A 26,206-nucleotide genomic window follows, 5' to 3' on the forward strand; every position below is an offset into this window, starting at 1 on the left:
ACGGGGGCGCGCCTCAGGCGCTCTCGGGCGTCGCGTAGACGAAGCCCATGCGCCGCTCGATCTCGGGCGGGATCGGCGGCAGCGAGTCGCGCGGGATGAGGTAGGTCGACAGGCGGAAAAGGTCGGCGAAGACGCGGTGCTCGCGCGCCGTGCGGGCGAGATATTCGTGTCCCGACGAACCGCCCGTCCCGGACCGCATCCCGATCATCCGCTCCACCATCAGCGCGTGGCGCGTGCGCCAGAGCGCCATCGCCTCGTCGATGTCCATCAGCGAGGAGAGGAGGGAGGCCGGCATGTGGAGGGCCGGCTTGTCGCGATAGACGGTGATGAAAAGCGCGGCCTCCACGGCCTTGCCCGACATCGTCCATCCGGCCTTGGGATCGGGCTCGAAGATCGCCTCGAACGCCTTCGCGGCCCGTTCGATCGCGGCCGCCTCGTCGACCTGGTCGACATTGTCGGCGAAGTCGCGCTCGCGCCGCAGCATCGCCATCACCGCCTCGCGATAGGCGCTGCGGAAGGCGTAGCGCTCGCCGGTCACGAAGGGCGTGCGCACGAGCCAGGCTTCGAGCTGGTCGCGCAGCGTCGGGGCCGCCTCGGCGGCGTGGTAGGCGGTGCGCTCGGCCTCGCTCATGTCGGCGTCGACGGTCTTCCCCTCATAGAGAAGCCGCCGCGCGCTGCCGAGGCCGAGCCGCGTCTCGACGAGGCGGAACTGGAGCGACTGGAAGCCGGAGGAGGTGGAGAGGAGCCCCCGGAAGTCGAGGAAGTCCTGCGGGGTCATCGTCTCGAGGACGTCGATCTGCTGGACGCCGAGCTTCAGGATCTGCGTGATCCGGCGCAGCGCATGGACCATCCGGCCGAGGCGCCAGTCGTCGACCGGGCTCTCGGCGAAGTCGGCCTGCACGCGGTCGAGCTCGTGCAGGATCTGCTTGAACCAGAGCTCGTAGGTCTGGTGGACGATGATGAAGAGGAGTTCGTCGTGCGCGTCGACGCCGAGGCGCGCGCTCTCCGGCCGCTGCGCGCCGAGGATCTCGTCGAGCGCCAGATAGCTCGAATAGGTGATCTCGCCGGGCCCGGCCGGCTTGACGCCTCGCCTCATGCTGCCGCCTCGCTGGACGCCGGGGGCGCGAGAAGCGCGCCGACCGCATTCTCGATGATGTGGATGCCGACATTGCCGCCGAGCGACATGATGCTCTCGGGGTGGAACTGGACGGCGAGCATCGGGGCGTGGCGATGCTCGATCGCCATGATCGCGCCGTCGTCGCTGCGCGCGGTGACGCGGAAGGCGGCGGGGAGGTGCGCGGGGTCGGCGACCAGCGAGTGGTAGCGGCCGACGACGAACGGCCCGTCATGCCCCGCGAAGAGCTTGGAGTTCTTCTCCACCGTGAGGGGGGAGGGCTTGCCGTGCATCGGGATGTCGAGCTGGGAGAGACGCCCGCCGGCCGCCTCCACCATCGCCTGCAGGCCGAGGCAGACGCCGAAGATCGGGAGCCCGGCCGCCTCGGCGAGGCGGATCGAGCCGGTGCAGTCGAAGTCGGACGGGGTGCCGGGGCCGGGGGAGAGGACGATGAGGTCCGGCCCGAAGCGGTCGAGCATCGCCCGCGTCAGCGGCGCGCGCACGGTGGTGATCTCGAGCCCGGCCCGGCGCAGATAGCCGCCGAGCGTGTGGACGAAGCTGTCGTCATGGTCGACGAGGAGGGCGCGCTTGCCGGCGCCCGGCAGCGGCGGCTTCACCGTCGCGACGTCCGCCTTGCCGGCGCCGCGGATCGCGGCCCGCATCGCGGACGCCTTGAGGACGGTCTCGCGCTCCTCCTCGGCAGCGTCGGAATCGGCGAGCACGGTCGCGCCCGCCCGCACCTCGGCGACGCCGTCGCGGATGTGGACCGTGCGCAGCGTCAGCCCGGTGTTGAGGTCGCCGTTGAAATGGACGAGGCCGACCGCGCCGCCATACCAGGCGCGGGGGCTCCTCTCATGCGCCTCGATGAAGGCCATCGCCCGGCGCTTCGGCGCGCCCGTCACGGTGACGGCCCAGGCGTGGGAGAGGAAGGCGTCCAGCGCATCGCGCCCGTCGAGGAGCGTGCCCTCGATATGGTCCACCGTGTGGATCAGGCGCGAGTACATCTCGATCTGCCGCCGGCCGAGCACGCGCACCGACGCCGGCTCGCACACGCGGCTCTTGTCGTTGCGGTCGACGTCGGAGCACATCGTCAGCTCCGTCTCGTCCTTCTTGGAGTTGAGGAGCTTGCGCACCTGCGCCTCGTCCTCGATCGCGTCGCGACCGCGGGCGATGGTGCCGGAGATCGGGCACGTCTCGACGCGCCGGCCGGTGACGCGCACGAACATCTCCGGCGACGCGCCGACGAGATATTCGCACTGTCCGAGATTGATGAAGAAGCCGTAGGGGGACGGGTTGATCGCAGAGAGGCGGCGCATGATCTGCGACGGCGTCCCGCTCAGCGGGTCGCGGAAGGTCTGGCTCGGCACAACCTCGAAGAGGTCGCCCCGCGCGAAATGCGGGAAGGCCTTGCGCACCGTCTCTGCATATTCGCCGGGCTCGTGGTCGTCGCTCGCGTGGTTGCGGGCGACCGGCATCGGCGCCGGCTGCGGCACGCGGGCGATCCCCTCGCTGGTCTCGCCGGCGAAGGCGAACTCGTAGGAGGCGACGGTCGCGCGCTTGGAATAGTGGTCGACGGCGAGGATCTCGTCCGGAAGATAGAGGACGAGGTCGCGCTGGCTTTCGGGCCGTTCGAGGTGCAGTTCGATCGGGTCGAACTGGAAGGCGAGGTCGTAGCCGAACGCGCCGGCGAGGCCGAGCTGGCCGTCCGCCTCGCTGGCGAAAAAGTCGCGCATGACGCGGAGAGCGGTGAAGGCGGAGGGCCGGCGGCTGCGGTCCTCCTCGGTGAGGAGGCTGTCGTCGGGCTCCGGCACCTCGGTGACGATCGCCTCGCCCTCGTGGCGCACGGAGAGGCCCGCCCCCTCGAACGCGGCCTTCGCGGCGGCGAGCAGCGGTGCGCCGCGCGCGTTGAGGGCGCGCACGGTCACGACGCGCCCGCGCGCCTCCAGCGCCAGCGGCGGGTCGGCGAGGGCGAAATCCCAGCGGGTGTAGCGGCCCGGAAACTCATAGCTCGACGAGAAGACGCAGCCGCGCTCGCGATCCAGCCGGTCGATCCAGCGCGACAGGGCACCTTCATAATCGATGCCGCGATCGGTGCGGGTGACGTGAACGCCCCCTGCGGTTTCGAATGATTGTGTGCTCATGCCGGGTCCGTCGTTGCGCTCGCGGTCCGGCCAATCATGCCGCGACCCCGAGATTTCGGGGACGCTGGCGCGGTGGGCCGGGGCTGTCAACGCTAGATATTGGACGACGGGCCCGTCCGCGAGGGTCAGAGCTTCGGGATGAGGATGTCGAGGATCGCCTTTTGCGTCGCCGCGTCGCCGTGCGCGGCCTCGACATTGGCATAAGCGAGGCCGTTCGCGACGGCGTAGTGGGAGAGCGAGCAGTCGGTGTTCGAAAGGTCCACTGTCTCGACGAGCACGTTGACGCCGGCCGCGTTCAGCGCCTCGGTGAGGCGGCGGGTGCGCCCGTCATTCGGCCCGCCCCGGCTCGCGAGGATCACCATCGCGTCCTCGCTCGCAAGGCCGCCGGAGGCGTTCGGCGCCGGGAAGGCGGTGGCGCCGGCATAGGGCGCGCGGATCGAGATCGAGCCCGACCCGCCGCTTTTGGCCGAGCCGCGCGCGTTGGTGTGGAGGGCGATCACGGGGCGGCCGCCGGGCGCGAGCATCGCCTTCACGAATTGCGGGCTGCGGCCGGGCTTGCCGCAGTTCAGCGACCCGGCGTCGAAATTGCGGTTGGGGTCGATGCGTCCGTTGAAGCGCCGCCCACCGGTCTCCACCACGCTCACCGCCCCGCCATAGCGGCCGAGCGCGTAGGCGGCGGTCTGGAGCGCGGCGTTCTCGTCGTCGTGCGGGAGGACGAAGAGGGGGCCGGAGCGGCCGCTGTCGAAGGTCTGGATGGTCCAGCTCTCGCCGCCTTCGATGAAGGTGGTCTCGCGCGCGCAGGTGCCTGCGAAAGCGGCGAGCGAGTCGTCCCGGTCGCCGAGGTCGGCGGCGGTGCGGCACCCGCTGGCGGCGACGAGGCTCGGCGGGCCGCCATCGTCGCCTCCGGTGCAGGCGGCGACGAGCATCGTCGCGGCGAGACCCATCGCGGCGCTTGCGAGGCGCATGATGTGTCGGGTCATCCAACTCTCCTATATGCGCCCGCACGGGTCGGGCCGGCGCGCCCGCGCCGGATTGGATTTGTGCGCGGCCGGCGGCCGGCCCGCGTCCGGACGCGTGTCGCTACCACCGGCGGCGACGCCTGAACAGCGCGACCCGGCATCGCGCGTGCTGAGCCGCCCGCGCGTGTCAGATCACGAACGGGACCGGGTTGAGATCGGCCTCCGGAGTCGCCATTTCGCGCATTCCGAGTGCGACCGGCACGTCATAGAGGCGGCCCGGTCCGAAGCGTGGGAGCCAGTCGCGAAGGTGAGGCGAGACAGCCTTCGCCGCCGGCACGCCCAGTTCCGGCCGGGTGACGTTCGCAATATAAATGTCGATCCCGGCCCGGTCGAAGAAGGTCTTCAGCGCATCAAATGAGATGGCGGGACCCAACGCGGCAGTTCCATCACCGGAAAGAAAACCACTAGCCAGAGCATTCGTCTCCGCCGACCATTGGAGAAGGGAGGGTATCGGCGGTGGCTCGTCCCAGTCTTGCGCGGCAGCCATTTGGGCAAGAGCGATTTCGCCCTGGAGCATCTCGAGCGTTGCGGAGCGGATCGCGTCGGCCGGGTCGAGCGCGGCGGCGGCCCCGATTGCGGGTCCCGAACCGTCCGGTTCAGCCGACAGACAGACGATTGCGGGTATCGGCAGGTCGGTTGCAATGCTGAGATGCCACGCAACACGCTTGCGTTGGCGCAACCAAAGCGCGAGAGGTTGTGGGAGTGCGTTGTTCACCGCCGCCTCTGAGATCCGCGGCGGCGTGAGCCGATTGTACCACCAGATGGCAACTGCGTCCCGCTCCACGAGTTCGAGGACGGCGTGGGACGTGGCGCCTGCGAACGTATCGCGGACAGCCGCGCCGCTCGATGACGAAAAGATGGGGGGAAGGCCGAGTCGCTCGTCTTCCCCCAGCAAAACGCTGCTTGCAGGCAGCCTGGCCGCGGTGCCGCGGGTGAGGTGGTGGGCTTTAACCCACAACTCATCCACTCCTTTTCCACAATTATAACGTGCAGTAAACCGCATGTTTGCACGAATTTCGCGCAGCTGTTCTGCACTATATTGCCAGAGATCTTCAGGTGTCACCGCGTCCTCCACCGCGGGATAATTTCGCGTCAAGCGGGTGTCTTCGTCCCCTGACGTGAAGAGACTCGCGCGCTCAATCGCCTCGCAAACGGCCGAAAATTTTGCCGCCTGTCCGGAAACGCCTCGTCCCGCCGCCGCACGCCATGCGGTCATCCAGACCGGGTCTTCGGGTTGATTCGCCGCAAAAGCGATGAAGAAGTAGGCAGGGCAGTTGTGGATAACAGTTTGAAGTATTCGCAAGTGGAGCTCTTTCCCATCGTCCAAATGCAGTGGTACTTCTACGTCACCGCCGGGCGAGATCCGGACGTCGATTGAATAAAGCGGGGCTTTGATCATGTTCTACGAAGCTAAGATCGACTGCGATGCCTTTGATGTGTCTGAACATCTTGAAGGTTTGGTTAAGCGCGATTTGAGGGGCAAGCAGATGGCTCGTATCGGTGTGAAGCGTTCGGCGATCCCGCAGATCGGCAAAGCGTTCGGCGAAGCCGCCAACGACCCCGCGAAGCGCGAAGCCTTCCGCAATGACCCGATCGCCTACCTGCAGTCCGCCGGCGTGTCCGCCGACGAGCTCGAAGGCCTCAACATCGTCCTGCACGAGGACGACGACAACACGGTGCATGTGGTTCTGCCGCAGGTCGTGGACGCCGGGCGTCTGCGCGCGAACGACCACGAATACCTGAAGATGCTGGGCACGATGGCGGTTCTCGGCTGCCACCGCCCGCTGAGCTAAGCCGACCCGCGATCAGCCCCTGGTGGCGCGGCCGGACCTAGATGGTCGGGCCGCCCACCTGGACGGTCGGGCCACCCACCTGGACGGTTGGGCTGCCCACCTGGACGCCGGCAAGCTCGAGAGAGTTGAACAGACGCCGTCGGGTCGCCTGATCCCGCGTCATGTTCGACCAGACGATCCAGCGCGAAAGCGCGTCACCGTCGACCGTCGCAAACGGTTGATTGCGGCGCACTTCGCGCTCGAACGAGACTCGGGCGGTTGAGGCGGAGACCAGGTCCCCGCGCTCCTGATGCGCCGCGATGGCGAGCAGGGACGAGTGGACGTTCTCCGGCGCACGGCGAAGATGGGTCACGCATTGCTCGAGGTCGCCCGCGAGGTACGCGATATTCGCCAGGTACCCGTGGAACCAAGGCGGAATGTAGCGGCCGGCCAGGTTCAGCGCCTGGTTGGAGAGGCTCCGTGCGCGCTCGATCTGACCGCAATAGGCGTTGGCCTCTGCGGCGGCGATGAGCGTGCGACTCGAATAGGGATTCAGCGCCAGCGCGTCGTCGAACGCGAGCAGCGCACGGTCATGGTCGTTGGATTGAACGCGCAGCCAGCCGAGAATCACGTGGTTGAACGGCTCGAGATCGTCCAGTCGAAGGGCGTGATCGATGCAGTCGCGCGCGCGGTCGAGCCCGGTGTTCGCATTCGTCGTCCCGATCGGAACCATGAGCCGCTGGATCATCAGGATCGAGCTGATCGAGGAGTGGACGAGGCTGAGCTGCCGTCCCTGCTCGTCGCCGGCGAGATCCTCGAGGATTGCGAGCGCCTGCCGGTCGGAGGAGTGGGTCCACTGGGTGAGGAGCTTGTAGGCTTCGAGCCAGCGGCCGAAGACCGACCCGCGCGTCGCCCCCTTGTCGTTCAGGATGTCCTGCTCGAGGCTGTTGACCGCGGACGCGATCATGACCTCGGCCTGGTTGCGGTCGGCGAGCGCCTCATAGTCGAGACGCACGCACGAGACCGTGTCCTGCCGCCGCGCATTCACGCAGCGCAGATAAATCGACTTCGCCGCCGGCTCGTCCCACAGGAGCAGGCGATAATCGTGGTCGACGGCGTCGCTCAGCTTCACCCGGCTGATGAGGCTCGCGCTCGTCTCCGCCTCGGGCTCCTTGTCGCGCTCGAAGCAGCGCATCGAGCGGAAGCGCGCGAGCTGGAACATGACCTCGGAGTGGGCGAACGAGAAGAGGTCCGGCGTCGGCCGCATGCCGTTGGGGCGGACGAGAGCGACGGTCGGCCGTTCGCGATGCGCTTCGATGGAGACGTCGCGCGGACCGTCCCAGGCGGAGCGCTGCGGCGGCTGGGCCTGGAGCGTTGGCGCGAGGGGGAACGATTGCGGAGTGGGCGCCGGCTGGGACGCGCTGAGCGAGCTCACGAAATCGGCGAGAGCGCGCGGCACGTTCACGTCGAGCTCGGCGAGCGCCGCGCCATAGTTGCGGAAGCGCTTCGTCGCGGCGGCGGTGTCGCCATGGACGGCGAGCGTGCGCACGAGCGTCTCGTTCGCCTCGGTATCGGTCGGCTCGATGCGCACGATGAGTTCGCAGAGCGCGATGACCAATCCGGGCGGCACGTCCTTGCCGCGCATGTCCTTCAACCGGTCGGACAGGTGGCGGTGGGTGACGCCGACCATGTCGGAACGGAAAGTGGAGACCCATTCGTCGAAGGACGGATCGCCGAGCTCGAGCCCGTGCAGCGGGTCGCCGCGCCAAAGGGCGAGCGCCTCGCGATAGGCGCGTTCGGTGCCGGTGTTGAGGCAGTGATTGAAGAGGGCGAGGTCCGACTGGGCGGGATCGCCCGCGAACCAGACGTGCGCCCGGTCCTTGCCCAGAAGGGGCTTGGCGGTCGACATCGCCGTGAGCATGGACAAAGCCTTGCGCAGCGACGCGCGCGCAAGTTCTGTCTCCGAATTGCTCCAGAGCAAGCCGCTCAGGCGCGCGCGCTCGATCCGGCGGTTCGCATGAGCCGCCAGAAAAATGCACAACGCTGCCGCCTTACGCGTCGGGAACTCCAGGCCCCGCCCGTTCACCATAATGCATGGCGCACCAAGCAGCTTGACCTGCAGATCATTGCGGCCGGTCGTCACAAGGCACCCTCCACTCCGTGACGTGGTCAAACTCTCTTTCGCATATTCTGCCGTCAACGGGATAGAAATTTACGCGTGGTTGTAGCGTGAGGGCGCATTGGCCGAGTTGAGTGTGGCCCGCGATCCTACATCAGGTCTACATTTCACGATGAAATCACGCTGACACATTATTGCTGGGCTGTCACTCATCGTTCCCGCACGGATCGAGGAATATATGACGGCCCCGATTGCCGACCTGCGTTTCATTAGGATGGAATCCCTTGATATGGGCGACCGAGAAGTCCTCGGCCGCCTCATCGCGTATGCGCGCTCCGAAGCCGAGCGGGCAGGCGAGGGATTGTGCTCTGAGCTTCTTTCCGCCGCACTTTTGGCGCTGAACGGCAGATCTGCCGCGGCCTCGCCGGATTTTGAACACGATCCGGACATCCTGCGTTGGCCGACCGAGATGCGACATTTTGTCGCTTAACGACGCCTCGGGCCCTCTTGCGGCCTCTCGTTCCGCCGTGTGCGGGGCCGAAGCGCTGATGTGCAACGTCGCTGGCGGTCTCTTCGCCGTGACCGATTCGATGGATCGGTGCTCGTCGGATTGGAAGAGGGCAGGTTTATCTCGCGAAGCCGAGATGCCTAAATGCCGCTGGCAGCAAACAGATTGTCGTAAGCCGCTATGACACATTCGGCCACTTTCGAGACATCCCATGAGCCGGCCGACGCGTTCCTGGCGACGGTCGGGCAACGCGTGCGCCAGCGCCGCAACATGAACCGCATCTCCCGGCGGGTGCTGTCGGAGCGCAGCGGAATATCCGAGCGTTTCCTCGCCGAGCTCGAATACGGGAAGGGCAACATCTCGATCGTCCGCCTGAAGGCGATCGCCGATGCCCTCGACGTCGCGCTCGAGGACCTGGTGCGCGAAACACCGTGCGACCGCCCCGCGCGGCCCGCCCCGAATGACTGGCGCGCCCATCCCGGCGCCATCGCGGATCTCTTCCGCCATGCCGGGGCGAGCGAGCAGGAGGCGGTCGTGAAGCTGCTGGTCTCCGCCATGCGGGGCCGTCGCGTCGCCTGAGACGCACCGCCCCGCCGTCGTGATGCGCGCGGGCGTGCCGGACCGCAGTGTGCCGCCTGTTGAGACGCGGTTCCTATTGCCCGCTGCCCTCACGCCGGGCCCCGCGCCCACGTTCCCCGCGCGCGGGACGTTCGCGACACCTCGGGCGACCTTCCTCGCAGCGTCAATCCCCGCCCACCGCACGACTTTTTTCCGTGAATGGGCCCCGTGCAATTGTCTCACGCATCACGCGCCGCTATCCATGCCGACGCGCGAACGCTGACGGGCGGAGACATTGATGGCCGAGGCCGACCTCGAAGACCTCCTCGCCAAGACGGCGCTCGGCGACCGCCGCGCCTTCCGCCGCCTCTATGAGCGATCGAGCGGGCGGCTCTTCGCGGTGTGCGTGCGCATCCTCCATGACCGGGCCGAGGCCGAGGACGTCGTGCAGGACGCCTATGTCAAAATCTGGCGCTACGCGGAGCGTTTTTCGGCATCTCGCGCCCGCGCGATGACCTGGATGATCGCCATCGCGCGCAATCTCGCGATCGACAAATTGCGCGCCAGGAAGACCCCCGTCGCCGCGCTGGAGCTTGCCGAGAAGGTCGCCGACAACGCGATGCGGCCCGACGAGCGGGCGATGGCCTCGTCCGAGGCGAAGCGGCTGATCGCCTGCATCAAGTCGCTCGAGGATCAGGATGCGCGGCTCGTGCGCATCGCGTATTTTGGCGGCGTGACCTACGCCGCATTGGCGGAGAGGGACGGCACGCCCCTCGGCACGGTGAAAAGTCGAATGAGACGGGCGCTCTCGATGTTGCGAGGATGTCTTTCCCAATGAGCATGGCTGAGGACAGCGACGACATCCAGGCGCTCGAATATGCGCTCGGCCTTCTCGACGAAGACGCCCGCCGCGCGTTCGAGGCCGCGCTTCTCGACGATCGCGAGCTGGCCACCAAGGTCTGGGCCTGGGAGGATCAGCTCCTCCCGCTCGCCGAGGCGGTGAAGCCGCGCCCGCTCGGGCCGCGCGTCCTGCGCGAGGTGGAGCGGCGGATCTTCGGCAAGGAGGTCGAGGAGCGCCGGGCCGACAAGCGCGCCATCAGCTTCTGGCGCCGCTCCTTCTCCCTCGCGAGCGTCGTGGCTCTCATCGCGCTTGGCGCGATCGCCACCATCGCGCTGCGGCCGGAGCTGGTGGTCGAGCCGCAGCCCCAATGGGTCGCCGCGATCATCTACGAGAACGGCTCGGTCACGCTCGCGCGACTGCGCGAGGACGGGACGCTCGTCGCGGAGGCGGCGCGCCCGCTCACCGGCAACGGGAGCCAGGAATTGTGGATCGTGCCGGCCGGCGGCCCGCCGCTGTCGCTGGGGCTGATGCCGGAGGAAGCGTCCGGCGAGATGCACCTCACCCGCGAGGCCGACCTGCAGTTCGCGCCGGGGTCGGAGCTGCGCATCACGCTGGAGCCGGTGGGCGGCTCGCCGACGGGCGCGCCGACCGGCCCGCTCGTCGCCTCCGGACCGCTGTCCTACATCTGATCCGTCAGGGGACGTCGTGGTCGGCGATCGGGGGGACGAGCACAGGCGGCTTGCCCTCCGGCTGGATCACCTGGGCCGGTCCCTTCTTGGCCTTGCGGATGGCGCCCATATAGTCCGGTGCCGTCACCCCCATTGAGACATAGATGTTGGTGAGCCCCTCGACGCCGAAGGCGGCCGGGCGCACCCACTCCTGCGGCAGGAAGAAGAGGCCGCCGCCGAAGGGGACGGGCGCCGTCGGCACCATCACGATGCGATAGACGTGCCCCTCGATCTCCACCGGCTCGTCTGAGGGCATCAGGCCGAGGACGGCGGTGCGCCGCTCGTCCGAGAAGAAGCACCAGACCGGGCTCATCGATTTCACGTCCACATCGTCGCGCCGCTCCAGGAGCTGCACGAAACGGGTGATCGTCTTGTAGATCGTGCCGACGAGGGGGATGCGCCCCACCGTCTCGTTGAAGAATGTGTTCCAGATGTTCCGGAGGCGCGACTGGACGACGAGGCCGATCACGTAGAGGCCGGCAAGGGCGATCGCCGCGCCGATGACGTAGGCGAAATTTTCGTTGAGGACGGCGCCGACGCTCGCGAGGAGGGCGCCGATCGTGCTGTCGGGGCCGAGATAGTAGCGCACATAGTCCGCGACCCAGCCGATCAGCATGAAGGTCAGGATGATCGGCAGGACGGCGAGGAGGCCGGTGATCATCGGCCGGATGATCGCGATCAGCGGCCGCAGCCAGCTCCGCTTCTCCGGCGGGGGTGTCGTCGACATGGCATCCTGGTCCTTCGCGTCTGTCGGTCAGGCGCCCCCGAGAATCGGGGGATGCTCGCGAAAGGCAAGCCGAAGGCCGACTTTTCCCGCCTGTTTCGCGCGGATTTGCGCATTTTGGGGCGGCTGCGGCGCGCCGCTGGGGATCGCCGGCGCCGGGCTGAAATCGCGCTGTCCATGGGCATGGCCGAGCGGGCCGAATTGCTTTACTTCCGATGGCCGAGTGACTACGGGTTTTGGCCATGGCACAGACTTTCCGCGACCGCTTCATCCAGGTCTTCTCGTGGTGGCAGGGCACCACCTTCGGGACGTCGTTCACCACGTGGCTGCGCGGTGAATTCGTCGGGGAAGACGAGTACGGCAACCGCTATTTCCGCAGCAAAGACGGCAAGATCGACCCCGTCCTCGGGTTCGAGAGGCGCTGGGTCATCTACAAGGGCGTGGCCGATTCCACCATGATCCCGCCCGGCTGGTACGGGTGGATGCATCACCTGCGCGACGTGGCGCCGGTGAACGACACCTACCGCCCGAAAGAATGGCAGAAGCCGCACCAGCCGAACCTGACCGGCACCCCGCAGGCCCACCGCCCGCTCGGCTCGATCCTGCGCCCCGATCCCGAGGCGAAGATCTCCGCCGGCTACGACGCCTGGTCACCCGAATAGAGACGCGCGCCGCCGCCGGCCGCGCCATCGGCGCCTGATCCGGCGGACGGCTCGACTTCGGCCCCGCGCCACGCCTCCGCCCGGAGGCGCGCAGAGAGGGCCAACACGAGGAGACGTGCCATCATGAAGATTGTCCGCAGCGGCGAAGTCCCGTCCGTCAAGGCGTCGCCCCAGAGTTTCACCGGCACCGTCTGGCAGATCCCGATCATCCGGGCCGAGGATCCGGCCCGCGTCGGCGCCGCGATGGTGACGTTCCTGCCCGGCGCGCGCACCAATTGGCACCATCACCCGCTCGGCCAGACGCTGCTCGTCACGAGCGGGCTCGGCTGGTTCCAGACCGAGGGCCAGGAGAAGATCGAGATCCGCCCCGGCGACACGATCTGGATCCCGCCCGGAGAGAAGCACTGGCACGGCGCGACGGACACGGTGATGATGTCCCACATCGCGATCCACGAGCGCGAAGGCAGCGACCACGTCACCTGGCTGGAGCCGGTGACCGACGAGCAATATCTCGGCAAGTAACCGCCGAAGCCCTCCGCAGAAACGAAAACGCCGCCCCGTGGGCGGCGTTTTGCATTTGGCGTGAGGCCTTACTTGTCCTGCAGGCGCATCAGGAGGCTCGACGTGTCGTAGCGTCCGCCGCCCATCTTCTGCACGTCGCCATAGAACTGGTCGACGAGGGCGGTGACGGGCATCCGCGAGCCGTTGCGCCGCGCCTCGGCGAGGACGATCGCGAGGTCCTTGCGCATCCAGTCCACCGCGAAGCCGAACGCGTACTCGTCCGCGTCCATCGTCTTCCAGCGGTTCTCCATCTGCCAGGACTGCGCGGCGCCCTTGGAGATCACGCTGATCACCTTCTCGACGTCGAGCCCGGCCGACTTGCAGAAATGGATCGCCTCGGCGAGGCCCTGGACGAGGCCGGCGATGCAGGTCTGGTTCGCCATCTTGGTGAGCTGGCCCGCGCCCGTCTCACCCATGAGGCCGACCATCTTGGCGTAGCAGTCGATGACGGGCTTGGCGCGGTCGAAGACGTCCGACTTGCCGCCGACCATGACGGTGAGCTGCCCGTTCTCGGCGCCGGCCTGGCCGCCGGAGACCGGGGCGTCCAGAAACTCGAAGCCGGCCGCGGCGGCCGCCGCGCCGAGCTCGCGCGCGACCTCGGCCGACGCGGTCGTGTTGTCGACGAACACCGCGCCCGGCTTCATGCCCTTGAACGCGCCCGTCTCGCCGATCGTGACCTCGCGCAGGTCGTCGTCATTGCCGACGCAGCAGAACACGAAGTCCTGGCCCTCGGCGGCCTCGCGCGGGGTCGCCTTGAAGGACCCGCCGTGCTCGGCGGCCCACTTCTCGGCCTTGGCCGCGGTGCGGTTGAAGACGGTCACCGTGTGCCCGCCCTTCTTGAGGTGGCCGGCCATCGGGTAGCCCATGACGCCAAGACCCAGAAATGCGACGTTTGCCATCGTCTGCTCCTCTCATTGTGGGGACGTGTTAGCCCGCCAGAGCGCGCTTGTCAGGCGGTCGCGGCGAAGGATGCGGGGGATGGCGCGCGGGGGCGCCTTTAGGGGAGGGCGGCGAGCGCCTGCTCGAGGTCGGCGACGATGTCCTCCACCGCCTCAATGCCGACCGAGAGGCGCAGGAGGGCGGGGGGCATCCCGGTCGAGGGCGGCTCGATCGAATGGCGGTGCTCGATGAGCGTCTCCACCCCGCCGAGCGAGGTCGCGCGCTTCACGAGCGTCAGCCAGCCCGCGACGCGCAGCGCCTCCTCCGCGCCGCCCTTCACCTCGAAGGAGAGGAGGCCGCCGAAGCCGCCGTCCATCTGCGCGGCGGCGACGTTGTGGCCGGGATGATCGGGAAGGCCCGGATAGCGCACGCGGGTGATCTTCGGGTGCGCGGCGAGGACGTGGGCGATGTGGAGGGCCGAGCGGCACTGGGCGGCGACGCGCAGGTGCAGCGTGCGCATCCCGCGCGTCAGGAGATAGGCGTCGAAGGGGCTGAGCGTCGCGCCTTCGGCCGAGCGCGCCGCGGCCGCCATCTCGAACACCTCCCTCCGCTCGCCGCCGCCGACGAGGACGCCGGCCAGAACATCCGAATGGCCGTTCAGCCCCTTGGTGGCGGAGTGGACGACGATGTCGGCGCCATGCTCCAGCGGGCGGGTCAGGATCGGCGTCGCCGCGGTGGAATCGACCGCGAGGACGGCGCCGGCCCGGTGGGCGATCGCCGCCGCGTCCGCGATCGGCACGACGTCGAGCCACGGGTTCGACGGCGTCTCGATGATGACGAGGCGGGGGCGGCAGGTGGCGCACGCGGTCTCGAGGCTCGCCAAATCGTTCGGATCGAACCAGCCGACGGGAATGCCCTCGCCGGCAAGGCGCGTCGCGAGCGAGCCGGTGCCGTAATAGGTGCCGCGCTGGACGACGATCGGCCCCTTCGCCCCGCGCATCAGCGCCGCGAGCGCGGCGATGCCCGAGGCGTAGAGGCGCGCGGTCGCGTCGCCGCCGCCCTCGAGCGCGGCGATGACCGCCTCGGCCTCGCGCACCGTCGCGTTGTGGTCGCGCCGGTAGAGGTCGGTGGTCGGCAGCGCGTAGTTCGCGTCGCGGGCGAATGTGGTCGACAGGTCGATCGGGCCGACGATGCCGCCGGTCTCAGGGTTCGACTGTCCGGCGGCCTGGGCCGCGATCGTGGCACGCTGCCAGTTGCTCATGTGCTCATGACGGGCTGACCCGCGGGGTCGGGCGCCTTTTCCTTGCGTTTCGGATCGAGATGACGCGTGAGGCGCCGTTCGAGCACGTCCCAGACCCGGCGCAGCGTCTCCACCAGCATAAGGTAAAGCGCGGCCGCATAGAAATAGACGTCGAAACGGAAGGTGTCGGAATAGGCGAGGCGGGTCTCGCCGAGGAGGTCGTAGACGGTCACGACCGAGGCGACGGCCGAGCCCTTGATCATGAGGATGATCTCGTTGCCGAAGGGGCGCAGCGCGAGGAGCGCCGCCTGCGGCAGCACGACGCGATAGAAGGCGATGCGCTTGCCGATGCCGAGCGCCGCCGCCCCCTCCCACTGCCCCTTCGGGATCGCCTGGACCGCGCCGCGGAAGATCTCCGCCTGATAGGCCGCGGTGTTCAGCGTGAAGGCGAGGAGGCAGCAATTGAACGGGTCGCGCAGGAAGGACCAGAGGCCGAGCGCGCGCCAGAAGCTCGCGAACTGGCCGAGACCGTAATAGATGAGGAAGAGCTGGGCGAGGAGCGGCGTGCCGCGGAAGAGGGCGATGTAGAACCACGCGAAGGAGCGCAGCCCCCAGCTCTTCGACATCCGCGCCCAGCAGATCAGGCTGCCGACGATGATGCCGAGCCCGACCGACCAGAAGACGAGCTGCAGCGTGACGAAGAAGCCGTCGAGGAGGTCGTCGCCATAGCGGGCGAGGAGGGGCGGCAAATAGTCCGTGATCATCGGGCGTATCCTCGGCTGTAGCGCGCTTCGAGGAGCGCCAGGACGGCCATCGAGATCATCGAGATGACAAAGTAGATCCCGATCGCCACGGCGAAGAAGAAGAACGGCTCCTTCGTGCTGCCGACGGCGATGAAGGTGCGGCGCAGGAGGTCGGGCAGCGCGATCACCGAGACGAGAGCGGTGTCCTTCAGGAGGACGAGCCAGAGATTGCCGAGGCCGGGGAGGGCGAGGCGCAGCACCTGCGGGATCAGGATCTTGCGCAGGATCGCCCAGCGGCCGAGCCCCAGCGCCTCCGCCGCCTCCACCTGCCCTTTGTTGATGCCGTTCAGCGCGCCCATGAACACTTCGGAGGCGAACGAGGCCTGGACTGCGCCGAGCGCCATGACGCCCGCGAGGAAGGCGGAGATCTCGATGTGGACCTCGGTCACGAAGGAGAGGACCCAGGAGATCGCCATCGACAGGCCGTAATAGACGATGAAGAGCGTGATGAGCTCGGGCAGGCCCTTGAAGATCGTGGCGAACACGGTCGCCGGGATCTTGAAGCGCCGGTCGCCGGAGCGGCGCATCAGCGCGAGGGTGAAGCCGGCGAGGAGGGCGACCGGCGCCGTGGTGAAGGCCAGGAGGAGGGTGATGCGGAGCCCCGCGGCGAGCTCGTCGCCCCATCCGTCCGGCCCGAAGCGGAGCAGTCCGATCAGGCTGTCATCCATGAGCGGGCTTTCGCGTGGAGAGGTCAGGAAAGGAAGTGGGATCGCGGGGCGGTCTCATCGTCCGCCCCGCGCAAGCGCATCAATCGCCGTAGACGTCGAACGCGAAGTGCTTGTCGTTGATCTCTTTGTACTTGCCGTTCGCGCGGATGGCGGCGATGGCGGCGTTGAGCTTTTCCTTCAGCTCGGTGTCCTCCTCGCGCACGGCGATGCCGGCGCCGGGGCCGTGGATCTCGTCGTCATTCTTGAGGGTCGCGAGGATCTTGCAGCAGGCCCCGTCCTCCGAATCGATCCAGGAGGAGAGCACGACCGAATCGTCGATCGCCGCGTCGATGCGGCCCGACTTCAGGTCGAGCTTGTACTCTTCGGGCGTGCCGTAGCGGCGCAGCTCGGTGTCCGGGTAGATCTTCTCGGCGTAGTTCGCGTGCGTTGTGGACGACTGGGCGCCGAGGATGATGTCGGCCATCGATTCAGGCGAGGCGTCGGTGAGAGGAGAATCCTTCGGCACGGCGATGGCCGGCGGGGTGTTGTAGTACTTGTTGGTGAAGTCGACGATCTCGTCGCGAGCGGGCGTCATCGACATGGACGCGATGATCGCGTCGAACTTGTTGGCGAGGAGCGCGGGGATGATGCCATCCCAATCCTGCGTCACAAACGTGCATTCGGCGTTCATCTCTTCGCAGAGCGCATTCGCGATATCGATATCGAACCCGACGAGATTGCCCGCCGAGTCGAAATAGTTGAACGGGGGATAGGCTCCCTCCGTCCCGATGCGAAGCTTCATCTTTTCCTGCGCATGGGCGGGCAGCATCGTCACGATAGCCAGCGCTGCTGCGATAATGATGCGGTTCATGGAACCACTCCTCTCCTGCTCTTCCAGTTGGCATCTTCACGGTTCGGGGGCCCTATGCAAGCGTCGCGCCGCGCGCAAGCCTGGCCTTCGCCCGAAAGCGGACGTTTTGTCGGATGGTGCTTGACTTCCGGGGTCCGCGCTCGTAACTCCCAGCGCTCAGGATTAAGAACCGCTGCCCGAAGCGCGTCGGCACGGCCGGCGCGCTTGTCGTTGCAACAAGCGTGGTGACACGTGATTCGCATCGACGTTGAGAGGCAGGCGCATGCGACGACGAGGCGAGGATGTTCGCGGTAATCAAGACGGGTGGCAAGCAGTACAAGGTTGCCGCCGGCGATGAATTGAAGGTGGAGACCGTCGCGGGTGCGGCGGGCGACGCCATTGTGTTTGAAGACGTGTTGATGGTCGGCGAGGGTGACTCGGCGACGATCGGGACCCCCACCGTGGCCGGCGCCACCGTGAAGGCCGAGATCGTCGATCAGGTCCGCGCCAAGAAGGTCATCATTTTCAAGAAGCGCCGCCGGCAGAATTCGCGGCGTCGCAACGGCCACCGTCAGCCCCTGACGCTGGTCCGCATCACCGGCATCGAAGCGTCCGCGTGACACTGACGGAGGAGTAGAGAGCATGGCACATAAAAAGGCAGGCGGTTCCTCCCGCAACGGTCGCGATACCGCTGGTCGTCGTCTCGGCTTCAAGAAGTTCGGTGGCGAGGCTGTCGAGGCCGGCAACATCATCGTGCGTCAGCGCGGCACGCGTTGGCACCCCGGCGACAATGTGGGCATGGGCAAGGATCACACCCTGTTCGCGCTCGTCCCCGGCCACGTGGCGTTCCGCAAGAAGCTCGGCCGCACCTACGTGACGGTCAATCCGGCGACCCCGGAGAGCGACCCGTTGCCGATGGCGGCGGAGTAAGCGCGACAGCGCACGCGATTTCCGGCGCACCCGTCAGGGCCAGCGCCGGACGACGGCTCGAAGCCACGGTCGCGGACCGTGCGAACGCCCCCGGCGGCCGCCGTGCGGCCGGGGTGACGAGCCCTTTCCATATTTTTTCTTATCGGTGCTTCGGCTCCGCCGGTGATCGCGCCGGCCGCACGGTCCTCCGTTCGGCGTTGCGGCGTGCCGGAATTCGTGGCGACCGAGCCTCGGTGGCGTTCCGCTACCGGGGCCTTTCGGTTATGACCGGCAGCGTTCCGGAGCGCATCGGCCGCGCCGCGCGCGGACACGGCGGCGGCCACCTGCGGAGCGGCGAAGTCGTGAGGCGTCGGCCATGAAATTCCTCGACCAGGCTAAGGTCTATGTCCGCTCGGGCAATGGCGGGCCAGGCGCCGTCTCGTTCCGGCGCGAGAAGTTCATCGAGCAGGGTGGACCGGACGGCGGCGATGGCGGCCGTGGCGGCGACGTGTGGGTCGAGGCCGTCGAGGGGCTGAACACGCTCATCGACTTCCGCTACCAGCAGCATTTCCGCGCCGGGCACGGCATCGGCGGCGCCGGGCGCAACAAGACCGGGGCGAGCGGGGACGATGTCGTCCTCAAGGTGCCCGTCGGCACCGTCGTCCTGTCCGAGGAGAAGGACCGCGAGATCGCCGACCTCACGGCGGCCGGCCAGCGCGTGCGGCTTCTGAAGGGCGGCAATGGCGGCTTCGGCAATCTGCGCTTCAAGTCGTCGATCAACCAGGCACCGCGCCACGCCAATCCCGGCCAGAAGGGCGAAGAGTTGGGCATCTGGCTCCGCCTGAAGCTGATCGCGGACGCAGGGCTCGTGGGGCTGCCAAATGCCGGCAAGAGCACGTTCCTCTCTGCCGTCTCCGCCGCGAAGCCGAAGGTCGCCGACTACCCGTTCACGACGCTGCACCCCCATCTGGGGATCGCCGAAATCGACACGCGGCGCCTCGTGATCGCCGACATTCCGGGCCTCATCGAAGGCGCGAGCGAGGGCGTCGGCATCGGCGACCGCTTCCTCGGCCATATCGAGCGCTGCGCTGTCCTCCTTCACCTCGTCGATGCGACGAGCGATGACGTCGTCAACGACTATGTGACGGTCGACACCGAGCTCGCCCTTTATGGCGAGGGTCTCGACGAGAAGCCGCGCATCCTCGCCCTCTCCAAGATCGACGCCGTGCCCGATGCGGACGAGGTCGAGGAGAAGAAGGCCATGCTCGCCGAGGCGACCGGCCGACAGGTCCACACCATCTCCGCTGCGACCGGACGCGGCATGACCGAGATCCTGCGCATCATCGCCGACTATGTGCGCGCCAACCGCGCTGGAGAGGCGGCCGCCGCCACCAAGGAAAAACCATGGCAACCCTGAGCGAGGCCGCCGCCCACGCGACCACGGGTCGCGTGTCGTCGGCGCGGCGGATCGTCGTCAAGCTCGGCTCGGCGCTGATCGTGGGGCGGGACGGGGAGGTGCGGCGCCGCTGGCTCGCGACGCTGTGCGCCGACCTTGCGAAGCTCCACGCCAACGCCGACGTGGTCGTCGTCTCCTCCGGCGCGATCGCGCTCGGCCGCACGCCGATCGGCTATGGCCGGCGGCCGTTGCGGCTCGAAGAGAGCCAGGCCGCGGCCGCGGTCGGGCAGATCGCGCTCGCGGCGGAATGGTCGGCGGCGCTCGGCGCGGAGAATGTGCGCGCCGCGCAGGTCCTCCTCACGCTGCGCGACACCGAGGAGCGGCGCGCCTACCTCAACGCCCGCTCCACCATCGCCGAGCTTCTGCGCGCCCGCGTCGTCCCCGTCATCAACGAGAACGACACGATCGCGACCTCCGAGATCCGCTACGGCGACAATGACCGGCTCGCTGCGCGCGTCGCGGCGATGATCTCGGCCGACTGCCTCGTCCTCCTCTCCGACGTCGACGGCCTCTACACCGCGCCGCCGGCGCAGGACCCGAACGCGACCTTCATCCCCGAGGTCACCCACCTCACGCCCGAGATTTGGGCAATGGCGGGCGATGCCGGGTCGGCGCTGTCGCGCGGCGGCATGAAGACGAAGATCGACGCGGCGCGGATCGCGACCTCTGCGGGCGTCGCAATGGCGATCGCCTCCGGGCACGTCGACCACCCGCTGAAGGCGATCGACGAGGGCGGCCGGGCGACCTGGTTCCACCCGCGCAGCGATCCCGAAACGGCGCGCAAGATCTGGATCTCCGGCTCGCTCCAGGTCACCGGCGCGCTGTGGCTCGATGCCGGGGCGGTGGCGGCCGTCGTCGGTGGGCGCAGCCTTTTGCCGGCGGGCGTGACCCGTGTCGACGGCGAGTTTGCGCGCGGCGACGCCGTGCGCCTCGTCGGTCCGGAGGGGCAGGAGGTCGGGCGCGGCCTTGTTGCCTACGATGCGGCCGACGCCCGCTTGATTGCTGGGCAGAAAACGAAAACTATTGCCGAAAGGATCGGCGCGCGGGCGCGTGCCACGATGGTCCATCGTGACGACATGGCGCTGAACATCGCGCCACCGGAGGCTTTGTGAGCGCCATCTTGCCCCTTTCCCGCGGACCGACGGACGATCCCGTCGCCGTGGTCGCCGAGCTCGGCCGCCGCGCGCGCCTCGCACAGCGCGCCCTCGCGCGCGCGTCGACGGAGGCGAAGCGGGCCGGATTGACCGCGATGGCCGCCGCCATCCGCGCGTCGTCGGCCGAGATCATGGCGGCGAACGAGGCCGACCTCGCCGCGATGGAGCCGGGCAGCGCCTTCTATGACCGCGCCAGGCTCGATGCCGACCGGCTCGAAGGGGTCGCCGCCGCGGTCGAGGCCGTCGCCGCGCTTCCCGACCCCGTCGGCCGGGTGCTCGCCTCGTGGGAGCGGCCGAACGGCCTCCTCATCGAGCGCGTCGCGACACCGCTCGGCGTCATCGGCGTCATCTATGAGAGCCGGCCCAACGTCACCGCCGACGCCTCCTCGCTCGCGCTGATGTCCGGGAACGCGATCATCCTGCGCTCCGGGTCCGACACGGCCCGCACCGCGACCGCGATCGCCGACGCGCTGCGCCAAGGGCTCGCAAGCGTGGACCTCCCGGTCGACGCGATCCAGCTCGTCCCGACCCAGGACCGGGGCGCGGTGGGCGCGATGCTCGCCGGCGCCTCGGGCGGGATCGACGTGATCGTCCCGCGCGGCGGGCGCAGCCTGGTGGAGCGGGTGGAGAAGGAGGCGCGCGTGCCGGTCTTCGCGCACCTCGAAGGGCTCTGCCACGTCTATGTCGACCGCCACGCCGACCGGGCGATGGCCGTCGCGGTGGTGCTGAACGCCAAGATGCGGCGCACCGGGATCTGCGGCGCGGCCGAGACGCTCCTCATCGACGCGGCGATCGCCGACAGCCACCTCCCGGCCATCGCGACCGCGCTCGCGGATGCGGGCTGCGAATTGCGCGGCGACGCGGAGGCGCGGGTGATCACCCCGATGCATCCGGCGACCGAGACCGACTTCGCCACCGAATATCTCGCGCCGATCCTCTCGGTCGCGGTGGTGGACGGGATCGAGGGCGCGCTCGACCATATCGCGCGCTACTCCTCGCATCACACCGAGGCGATCGTCACCAATGACGAGCCGACCGCGATGCGCTTCCTCGACGAGGTGGATTCGGCCATCGTGCTCCACAACGCCTCGACACAGTTCGCCGATGGCGGCGAGTTCGGCATGGGCGCCGAGATCGGCATCGCGACGGGCCGCTTCCACGCACGCGGACCCGTGGGGCTCGAGCAGCTCACGACGTTCAAATATTGCGTGCACGGACAAGGTCAGACACGGCCGTGAACGATTGCCATCCGGGCGCCTTCCCGCGCTTCGTCCTTGACCCCAGCGATCTGCGCGTGCCCCCGGCCGCGCCTGGCCAGTCGATCGCGCTCTTCGGCGGCTCCTTCAACCCGCCGCACAGCGGGCACCGCAATGTCGCGCTCGCGGGCCTCACGCGGCTCGGCGTCGACCAGGTCTGGTGGATGGTCACGCCCGGCAATCCGCTGAAGGCGAACGACAATCTCGCCCCCTTGGCGGAGCGGATCGCCGCGACGCGGCGCTTCGCCGACCATCCGCGCATGGTCGTCACCGCCTGCGAGGCGACGATCGGCACGCGCTACACGGCCGACGCCATCGCGTACCTCAAGCGCCGCTATCCGGCGGTCCACTTCATCTGGCTGATGGGGGCCGACAACCTCGCCCAGCTGAACCGCTGGCTGAAATGGCGCGACATCGTGCGCCAGGTGCCCGTCGCGGTGGTCGACCGGCCGGGCGCCTCGCCCTCGGTCCTCGCCGCTCCCGCGCCGTCCGCCTACGCGTACGCGCGCATTCCTGAGTCACGTGCGCGGGCGCTGGCCCGCGCAAAGCCGCCGGCATGGGTCTATCTCCATGTCCCCCTCGACCCCAATTCATCGACGCTTTTACGGGCGAAAAGTGCGCATTGATGCGCCAAGTCTTGAAAGCGACATGGACAGGAACTTATCTTTTTGATTAGGCGGCCTCCGATTCGACGGGGTTCGCCTGAGCGCAGTCTATGAAAGGAACCCGCGCACACATGGCATTGACGTCCGATGGGACGGTTCAGACGTCTCACAGTGAGGTGAACGGCGACGACGCCGTGCCCCTCGCCGTCGTCCTCGAAAGCCTCGAAGATTCAAAGGCGGAGGACATCGTCGCCATTGATGTGACCGGCAAGACGCCGATCGCCGACCATATGGTGGTCGCCTCGGGCCGATCGCACCGCCACGTGGGCTCTATCGCAGAACACCTGTTGCGTGACCTGAAATCCGGCGGAGCCAAATCCGTGCGGGTCGAGGGCCTCAATAGCTGCGATTGGGTCCTCATCGACACCGGGGACGTGATTATCCACGTCTTTCGGCCGGAAGTCCGCTCCTTCTACAATCTGGAGAAGATGTGGCAGATGGAAAGCTCCTCCCACGTGGAGCTCGTCGTCTGAACATCCTCGTCCTTGCCGTCGGCAAGGCGTCGAAGGGGCCGGAACGTGAGCTGTGCGCGCGCTATCTGGAGCGCGCGTCGAAATCCGGCCGGCCGATCGGCCTCTCTTCCGTCGAGGTGAGGGAGCTGCCGGACGCGCAAGGGCCGACGCGCGCCGCCATCGAGGGGGAGCGGATCCTCGGCCAGCGACCGGCCGGGCGTCTCGTCGCCCTCGACGAGACGGGTGCGGGCTGGTCGAGCATGGCGTTCGCCGACCGCCTCCAGGGATGGCTCGACCGGGGCGAGCCGACGATCACGTTCGCGATCGGCGGTGCCGACGGGCTGTCGGACCCGGTGCGGGCTGCGGCAGATCATCTCGTCTCGCTCGGCGCGATCACCTTGCCCCATCTCCTCGCGCGCGCCATCCTGCTGGAGCAGATCTACCGGGCTGTGACGATCCGTCTCGGTCATCCGTACCATCGTGCCTGACCGGTTTGTGGGCTGAAGCGATGCGGGCCATCCGGCGCCATTCCTTGTGCGGAGCTTTCCTCGCCGCGACGGCGGTCGCGGCGTCGATGCCGGCCGTCGCCCAGACCGCTCCCGCGGTCCCGGCCGCGCAGGCGGCGGGCGAGAGCGAGGCGAGCGCCATCGCGCGCGAGCGCCAGCAGCTTCTGAACCGGCTCGACCGGCTGCGCGAGCAGACGAGCGCGACCGAGGCGCGGGCGAAGTCGCTGGGCGATGCGCTCGTCGACCTTGCCGGCGACGAGGCGAAGCTGCGCCAGCGCCAGGAGGAGGTCGGGGGCCGCGTCGCGACGCTCGAGCAGCGGATCGCGGGGGAGGAGGAGGCGCTCGAGGCGCTGACCGACCGCCAGGCCTCGATCCGCCATGAGCTCGCGCAGAAGCGGGCCGAGCTCGCGACCATTCTGATGGCCCTCCAGCGCATCGGACGGCGCCCGCCCCCGGCTCTTTTCGGCGACACGGGCGGGCCGATCCCCACGGTGCGCGGGGCGATTTTGCTGAACGAGGTGCTGCCCTCGCTTGACGCCGACGCGCGCGCCCTCGCCGAGACGCTTTCGGAGGCGGCGCGCCTTGCCGACGATGAGCGCGACCGCTGGGCGGAGCTGCGCCGCGACCTCTCGACCGTCGAGGAGGAGCGCCAGCGTCTCGTCGAGCTCGGCGAGGAGCTGGAGCGGCGCCGCGCGATCTCTCTTTATGAGCGCGACCGGGCCGCCGCGGACCTCACGCGGCTTGCCGAGGAGGAGGGGAGCGTGTCCGGGCTCCTCGCCCGCCTCACGGAGGAGGGGGCGCCCAAAAGCGCGCCACCGCGCGAGGGCTTCTCGACCCGGCGGGGGAGTCTCGCGACCCCTGTTGCGGGACGAATCGTTTCCCGATATGGCGAACCAACCCAGAGCGGAGCGCTGTCGGAGGGCGTCACGATCGCCGCGCTCCCGCAGTCCACAGTTTTCTCGCCGATGCCGGCGACTGTGCTCTTTTCTTCACCATTTCGTGGCTACGGCCACGTCTTGATCATGGACGCTGGGGACGGCTACCATATGGTGTTGGCAGGGCTGGAAGAAGCAGCGGTCGCACCAGGAGACCTCGTCGAAACGGGGGCTCCCGTCGGGCGAATGGGGCGATCGAGCCGCCGGTCAACAATTGCGTCGGCCGGTGCCAAGGGGTCGGCACTTCTTCAAGCAAGACCCGCACTATATGTTGAGTTGCGCAAAGACGGCTCGGCGATCGATAGTCACGGCTGGTGGCGCGAAGAGACGGCAGTCGAAGTTGGAAGGACAGGTGGATGATCCGTCGGATTGGTTTGGTGTTGACCGGCGCGGCGTTTGGTGCGGCCACGGTGATCGCTTTCGCAGACCCGGGCGCATTGCTTCCGATGAGTGCGAACGCGGCCTCATCGTCGGACACCTATCGCCAGTTGAACCTCTTTGGCGATGTGTTCGAGCGAGTGAAGGGCGACTATGTCGAGGCGCCTGATGAGAAAGACCTGATCGCGAACGCGATCAATGGGATGCTGTCCTCGCTCGACCCGCACTCGAGCTACATGCCCCCCGATGATTTCCGCGACATGCAGGTGCAGACGCGCGGCGAATTCGGCGGCCTCGGCATCGAGGTCACGATGGAGGGCGAATATATCAAGGTCGTGACCCCGATCGACGACACCCCGGCCTTCGAGGCGGGTGTGCTCGCGGGCGACCTCATCACCCACCTCGATGGCGAGGAGGTCGCCGGCCTCTCGCTGGCCGAGGCGGTCGAGAAGATGCGCGGCCCGGTGAACACCGACATCGTGATCACCGTCCAGCGCGAAGGCTCCACCGAGCCGATCGACATCACGATCACCCGCGACATCGTCCGCATCCAGTCGGTGAAGTGGGAAGAGATCGGCGACGATGTCGGCTACATCCGCATCTCGCAGTTCAACGAGCGCACGTTCGACGGCCTGCGCAAGGCGCTCCGCGAAATCCAGAACGACATCAGCGAAGATGCCGTGAAGGGCTACGTGGTCGACCTGCGCAACAATCCGGGCGGCCTGCTCGATCAGGCGATCTCGGTGTCCGACGCCTTCCTCGACCGTGGCGAGATCGTCTCGACCCGCGGGCGTGAAGAAGCCGAGACGCAGCGCTACAGCGCCCGCGCCGGCGACCTCACGAACGGCAAGCCGGTCATCGTGCTGATCAATGGCGGCTCGGCCTCCGCGTCGGAGATCGTTGCGGGTGCTCTGCAGGATCACCGCCGCGCGACCATTGTCGGCACCCAGTCCTTCGGCAAGGGCTCCGTGCAGACGATCATCCCGCTCGGCTCCAACGGCGCCATCCGCCTCACGACCGCGCGCTACTACACCCCTGCAGGCCGCTCGATCCAGGCCAAGGGCATCGACCCGGACGTCGAAGTCGCACAGCCGCTGCCGGAAGAGCTCCGCGGCAAGGTCGAAGCGCGCGGCGAGGCTTCGCTCCGCGGCCACCTCTCCTCCGAGGATGGGGCCGAGGGCGAGCGGGCCGGCTCCTTCGCCTACGTCCCGCGCGAGCGTGACCAGGACGAGCAGCTCCAGTACGCCCTCGAGCTGCTGCGCGGCATCAAGGTCAACAAGGTGTTCCCGCCGGACCCGAGCGCTGGCGTGCCGAACTGATCCCGCTGGC

Annotated in this window: 28 protein-coding genes; 17 read left to right on the top strand and 11 right to left on the bottom strand. The window is 68.2% G+C overall.

Annotation, left to right across the window (positions count from 1 at the left end; all coding sequences use genetic code 11):
- Positions 1-13: 13 nt before the first annotated feature.
- The 4 genes from DBV35_RS05885 to DBV35_RS05900 all read right to left on the bottom strand — a co-directional run bounded on the left by DBV35_RS05885 (position 14) and on the right by DBV35_RS05900 (position 5,673).
- Positions 14-1,096 carry a tryptophan 2,3-dioxygenase family protein gene (locus tag DBV35_RS05885; protein WP_108659267.1) on the bottom strand — a complete coding sequence of 361 codons (1,083 nt, stop codon included), beginning with the start codon at positions 1,094-1,096 and terminating at the stop codon, positions 14-16.
- Positions 1,093-3,255 carry an anthranilate synthase component I gene (locus DBV35_RS05890; protein WP_108659268.1) on the bottom strand — a complete coding sequence of 721 codons (2,163 nt, stop codon included), beginning with the start codon at positions 3,253-3,255 and terminating at the stop codon, positions 1,093-1,095. Before DBV35_RS05890 ends, DBV35_RS05885 begins: the two co-directional genes overlap by 4 nt.
- Positions 3,256-3,380: 125 nt before the next feature.
- Positions 3,381-4,235: a hypothetical protein gene (locus DBV35_RS05895; RefSeq protein WP_108659269.1), complete on the bottom strand. Its 855-nt coding sequence runs from the start codon at positions 4,233-4,235 to the stop codon at positions 3,381-3,383.
- A gap of 166 nt (positions 4,236-4,401) precedes the next feature.
- Complete coding sequence (locus DBV35_RS05900) at positions 4,402-5,673, bottom strand: YcaO-like family protein (RefSeq protein ID WP_108659270.1); 1,272 nt, start codon at positions 5,671-5,673, stop codon at positions 4,402-4,404.
- On the opposite strand from DBV35_RS05900, the gene DBV35_RS05905 reads away from it, so the two are divergent.
- Positions 5,666-6,067 carry a hypothetical protein gene (locus tag DBV35_RS05905; RefSeq protein ID WP_205648481.1) on the top strand — a complete coding sequence of 134 codons (402 nt, stop codon included), beginning with the start codon at positions 5,666-5,668 and terminating at the stop codon, positions 6,065-6,067. The two genes, DBV35_RS05900 and DBV35_RS05905, sit on opposite strands and share 8 nt — an antisense overlap.
- Before the next feature lie 37 nt (positions 6,068-6,104).
- Here DBV35_RS05905 and DBV35_RS05910 read toward each other — a convergent pair whose 3' ends face one another.
- Positions 6,105-7,967: a bacterial transcriptional activator domain-containing protein gene (locus DBV35_RS05910; RefSeq protein WP_157961593.1), complete on the bottom strand. Its 1,863-nt coding sequence runs from the start codon at positions 7,965-7,967 to the stop codon at positions 6,105-6,107.
- Between the two features lie 436 nt (positions 7,968-8,403).
- Between DBV35_RS05910 and DBV35_RS05915 the strand changes: the two genes are divergently transcribed.
- The 4 genes from DBV35_RS05915 to DBV35_RS05930 all read left to right on the top strand — a co-directional run bounded on the left by DBV35_RS05915 (position 8,404) and on the right by DBV35_RS05930 (position 10,761).
- Positions 8,404-8,655, top strand: a complete 252-nt coding sequence (locus tag DBV35_RS05915; protein WP_108659273.1) for a hypothetical protein — start codon at positions 8,404-8,406, stop codon at positions 8,653-8,655.
- Positions 8,656-8,853: 198 nt separating this feature from the next.
- Positions 8,854-9,252: a helix-turn-helix domain-containing protein gene (locus DBV35_RS05920; protein WP_108659274.1), complete on the top strand. Its 399-nt coding sequence runs from the start codon at positions 8,854-8,856 to the stop codon at positions 9,250-9,252.
- Positions 9,253-9,529: 277 nt separating this feature from the next.
- Positions 9,530-10,069: a sigma-70 family RNA polymerase sigma factor gene (locus DBV35_RS05925; protein ID WP_108659275.1), complete on the top strand. Its 540-nt coding sequence runs from the start codon at positions 9,530-9,532 to the stop codon at positions 10,067-10,069.
- On the top strand, positions 10,066-10,761 hold the full coding sequence (locus DBV35_RS05930; RefSeq protein WP_157961594.1) for an anti-sigma factor: 696 nt from the start codon (positions 10,066-10,068) through the stop codon (positions 10,759-10,761). Before DBV35_RS05925 ends, DBV35_RS05930 begins: the two co-directional genes overlap by 4 nt.
- A 4-nt stretch (positions 10,762-10,765) precedes the next feature.
- Here the strand turns inward: DBV35_RS05930 and DBV35_RS05935 are convergent, their stop codons facing one another.
- Positions 10,766-11,527: a DUF502 domain-containing protein gene (locus DBV35_RS05935; RefSeq protein WP_108659277.1), complete on the bottom strand. Its 762-nt coding sequence runs from the start codon at positions 11,525-11,527 to the stop codon at positions 10,766-10,768.
- A gap of 239 nt (positions 11,528-11,766) precedes the next feature.
- On the opposite strand from DBV35_RS05935, the gene DBV35_RS05940 reads away from it, so the two are divergent.
- Positions 11,767-12,186 carry an NADH:ubiquinone oxidoreductase subunit NDUFA12 gene (locus DBV35_RS05940; protein WP_108659278.1) on the top strand — a complete coding sequence of 140 codons (420 nt, stop codon included), beginning with the start codon at positions 11,767-11,769 and terminating at the stop codon, positions 12,184-12,186.
- A 123-nt stretch (positions 12,187-12,309) separates the two neighbouring features.
- Positions 12,310-12,708 (top strand): (R)-mandelonitrile lyase, encoded by a 399-nt coding sequence (locus DBV35_RS05945; protein WP_108659279.1) that lies wholly within the window; start codon positions 12,310-12,312, stop codon positions 12,706-12,708.
- 68 nt (positions 12,709-12,776) lie between these two features.
- On the opposite strand, the gene DBV35_RS05950 is transcribed toward DBV35_RS05945, so the two are convergent.
- The 5 genes from DBV35_RS05950 to DBV35_RS05970 form a co-directional block, all read right to left on the bottom strand.
- Positions 12,777-13,646, bottom strand: coding sequence for an NAD(P)-dependent oxidoreductase (locus DBV35_RS05950; protein WP_108659280.1), 870 nt, complete (start codon positions 13,644-13,646; stop codon positions 12,777-12,779).
- A gap of 98 nt (positions 13,647-13,744) precedes the next feature.
- Entirely contained in the window at positions 13,745-14,887 is a 1,143-nt protein-coding gene (locus DBV35_RS05955) for a trans-sulfuration enzyme family protein (protein ID WP_108659281.1), read from the bottom strand.
- Positions 14,884-15,630: an ABC transporter permease gene (locus DBV35_RS05960; protein ID WP_108659282.1), complete on the bottom strand. Its 747-nt coding sequence runs from the start codon at positions 15,628-15,630 to the stop codon at positions 14,884-14,886. Before DBV35_RS05960 ends, DBV35_RS05955 begins: the two co-directional genes overlap by 4 nt.
- On the bottom strand, positions 15,627-16,337 hold the full coding sequence (locus tag DBV35_RS05965; RefSeq protein ID WP_108659283.1) for an ABC transporter permease: 711 nt from the start codon (positions 16,335-16,337) through the stop codon (positions 15,627-15,629). Before DBV35_RS05965 ends, DBV35_RS05960 begins: the two co-directional genes overlap by 4 nt.
- 79 nt (positions 16,338-16,416) lie before the next feature.
- A complete protein-coding gene (locus DBV35_RS05970) occupies positions 16,417-17,187 on the bottom strand; it encodes a transporter substrate-binding domain-containing protein (protein ID WP_108659284.1) in 771 nt (256 codons plus the stop codon).
- Positions 17,188-17,468: 281 nt separating this feature from the next.
- On the opposite strand from DBV35_RS05970, the gene rplU reads away from it, so the two are divergent.
- The 10 genes from rplU (at position 17,469) to DBV35_RS06020 (ending at position 26,196) form a co-directional block, all read left to right on the top strand.
- Entirely contained in the window at positions 17,469-17,786 is a 318-nt protein-coding gene (rplU, locus tag DBV35_RS05975) for a 50S ribosomal protein L21 (RefSeq protein WP_108659285.1), read from the top strand.
- A gap of 22 nt (positions 17,787-17,808) precedes the next feature.
- Positions 17,809-18,096 carry a 50S ribosomal protein L27 gene (gene rpmA / locus DBV35_RS05980; RefSeq protein WP_108659286.1) on the top strand — a complete coding sequence of 96 codons (288 nt, stop codon included), beginning with the start codon at positions 17,809-17,811 and terminating at the stop codon, positions 18,094-18,096.
- Positions 18,097-18,451: 355 nt separating this feature from the next.
- Positions 18,452-19,492 (top strand): GTPase ObgE, encoded by a 1,041-nt coding sequence (obgE, locus tag DBV35_RS05985; RefSeq protein WP_108659287.1) that lies wholly within the window; start codon positions 18,452-18,454, stop codon positions 19,490-19,492.
- Positions 19,480-20,643, top strand: coding sequence for a glutamate 5-kinase (gene proB / locus DBV35_RS05990; protein WP_108659288.1), 1,164 nt, complete (start codon positions 19,480-19,482; stop codon positions 20,641-20,643). Before obgE ends, proB begins: the two co-directional genes overlap by 13 nt.
- Entirely contained in the window at positions 20,640-21,923 is a 1,284-nt protein-coding gene (locus DBV35_RS05995; protein ID WP_108659289.1) for a glutamate-5-semialdehyde dehydrogenase, read from the top strand. The genes proB and DBV35_RS05995 overlap by 4 nt, the downstream gene beginning before the upstream one ends.
- Entirely contained in the window at positions 21,920-22,567 is a 648-nt protein-coding gene (locus DBV35_RS06000; protein ID WP_245943852.1) for a nicotinate-nucleotide adenylyltransferase, read from the top strand. The genes DBV35_RS05995 and DBV35_RS06000 overlap by 4 nt, the downstream gene beginning before the upstream one ends.
- 110 nt (positions 22,568-22,677) lie before the next feature.
- Positions 22,678-23,079 (top strand): ribosome silencing factor, encoded by a 402-nt coding sequence (gene rsfS, locus DBV35_RS06005; protein WP_108659290.1) that lies wholly within the window; start codon positions 22,678-22,680, stop codon positions 23,077-23,079.
- Positions 23,037-23,546, top strand: a complete 510-nt coding sequence (locus DBV35_RS06010) for a 23S rRNA (pseudouridine(1915)-N(3))-methyltransferase RlmH (RefSeq protein ID WP_205648482.1) — start codon at positions 23,037-23,039, stop codon at positions 23,544-23,546. The genes rsfS and DBV35_RS06010 overlap by 43 nt, the downstream gene beginning before the upstream one ends.
- A 44-nt stretch (positions 23,547-23,590) precedes the next feature.
- Positions 23,591-24,859, top strand: a complete 1,269-nt coding sequence (locus DBV35_RS06015; RefSeq protein ID WP_157961595.1) for a murein hydrolase activator EnvC family protein — start codon at positions 23,591-23,593, stop codon at positions 24,857-24,859.
- Complete coding sequence (locus DBV35_RS06020) at positions 24,856-26,196, top strand: S41 family peptidase (protein WP_108659292.1); 1,341 nt, start codon at positions 24,856-24,858, stop codon at positions 26,194-26,196. Before DBV35_RS06015 ends, DBV35_RS06020 begins: the two co-directional genes overlap by 4 nt.
- Positions 26,197-26,206 lie beyond the last annotated feature (10 nt).

This window comes from Acuticoccus kandeliae (assembly GCF_003073115.1).

What these genes read in the sequence shown, in the direction of transcription:
- DBV35_RS05890 (WP_108659268.1), bottom strand. Translation starts at nt 3,255, where the DNA reads ATGAGCACACAATCATTCGAAACCGCAGGGGGCGTTCACGTCACCCGC.
- DBV35_RS05965 (WP_108659283.1), bottom strand. Translation starts at nt 16,337, where the DNA reads ATGGATGACAGCCTGATCGGACTGCTCCGCTTCGGGCCGGACGGATGG.
- DBV35_RS05925 (WP_108659275.1), top strand. Translation starts at nt 9,530, where the DNA reads ATGGCCGAGGCCGACCTCGAAGACCTCCTCGCCAAGACGGCGCTCGGC.
- DBV35_RS06020 (WP_108659292.1), top strand. Translation starts at nt 24,856, where the DNA reads ATGATCCGTCGGATTGGTTTGGTGTTGACCGGCGCGGCGTTTGGTGCG.
- DBV35_RS05955 (WP_108659281.1), bottom strand. Translation starts at nt 14,887, where the DNA reads ATGAGCAACTGGCAGCGTGCCACGATCGCGGCCCAGGCCGCCGGACAG.
- DBV35_RS05910 (WP_157961593.1), bottom strand. Translation starts at nt 7,967, where the DNA reads ATGCTCACGGCGATGTCGACCGCCAAGCCCCTTCTGGGCAAGGACCGG.
- rplU (WP_108659285.1), top strand. Translation starts at nt 17,469, where the DNA reads ATGTTCGCGGTAATCAAGACGGGTGGCAAGCAGTACAAGGTTGCCGCC.
- DBV35_RS05970 (WP_108659284.1), bottom strand. Translation starts at nt 17,187, where the DNA reads ATGAACCGCATCATTATCGCAGCAGCGCTGGCTATCGTGACGATGCTG.
- DBV35_RS05945 (WP_108659279.1), top strand. Translation starts at nt 12,310, where the DNA reads ATGAAGATTGTCCGCAGCGGCGAAGTCCCGTCCGTCAAGGCGTCGCCC.
- rsfS (WP_108659290.1), top strand. Translation starts at nt 22,678, where the DNA reads ATGGCATTGACGTCCGATGGGACGGTTCAGACGTCTCACAGTGAGGTG.
- obgE (WP_108659287.1), top strand. Translation starts at nt 18,452, where the DNA reads ATGAAATTCCTCGACCAGGCTAAGGTCTATGTCCGCTCGGGCAATGGC.
- DBV35_RS05915 (WP_108659273.1), top strand. Translation starts at nt 8,404, where the DNA reads ATGACGGCCCCGATTGCCGACCTGCGTTTCATTAGGATGGAATCCCTT.
- DBV35_RS05900 (WP_108659270.1), bottom strand. Translation starts at nt 5,673, where the DNA reads ATGATCAAAGCCCCGCTTTATTCAATCGACGTCCGGATCTCGCCCGGC.
- DBV35_RS05930 (WP_157961594.1), top strand. Translation starts at nt 10,066, where the DNA reads ATGAGCATGGCTGAGGACAGCGACGACATCCAGGCGCTCGAATATGCG.
- DBV35_RS05960 (WP_108659282.1), bottom strand. Translation starts at nt 15,630, where the DNA reads ATGATCACGGACTATTTGCCGCCCCTCCTCGCCCGCTATGGCGACGAC.
- rpmA (WP_108659286.1), top strand. Translation starts at nt 17,809, where the DNA reads ATGGCACATAAAAAGGCAGGCGGTTCCTCCCGCAACGGTCGCGATACC.
- DBV35_RS05895 (WP_108659269.1), bottom strand. Translation starts at nt 4,235, where the DNA reads ATGACCCGACACATCATGCGCCTCGCAAGCGCCGCGATGGGTCTCGCC.
- DBV35_RS05920 (WP_108659274.1), top strand. Translation starts at nt 8,854, where the DNA reads ATGACACATTCGGCCACTTTCGAGACATCCCATGAGCCGGCCGACGCG.
- proB (WP_108659288.1), top strand. Translation starts at nt 19,480, where the DNA reads ATGGCAACCCTGAGCGAGGCCGCCGCCCACGCGACCACGGGTCGCGTG.
- DBV35_RS05940 (WP_108659278.1), top strand. Translation starts at nt 11,767, where the DNA reads ATGGCACAGACTTTCCGCGACCGCTTCATCCAGGTCTTCTCGTGGTGG.
- DBV35_RS05950 (WP_108659280.1), bottom strand. Translation starts at nt 13,646, where the DNA reads ATGGCAAACGTCGCATTTCTGGGTCTTGGCGTCATGGGCTACCCGATG.
- DBV35_RS05935 (WP_108659277.1), bottom strand. Translation starts at nt 11,527, where the DNA reads ATGTCGACGACACCCCCGCCGGAGAAGCGGAGCTGGCTGCGGCCGCTG.
- DBV35_RS05885 (WP_108659267.1), bottom strand. Translation starts at nt 1,096, where the DNA reads ATGAGGCGAGGCGTCAAGCCGGCCGGGCCCGGCGAGATCACCTATTCG.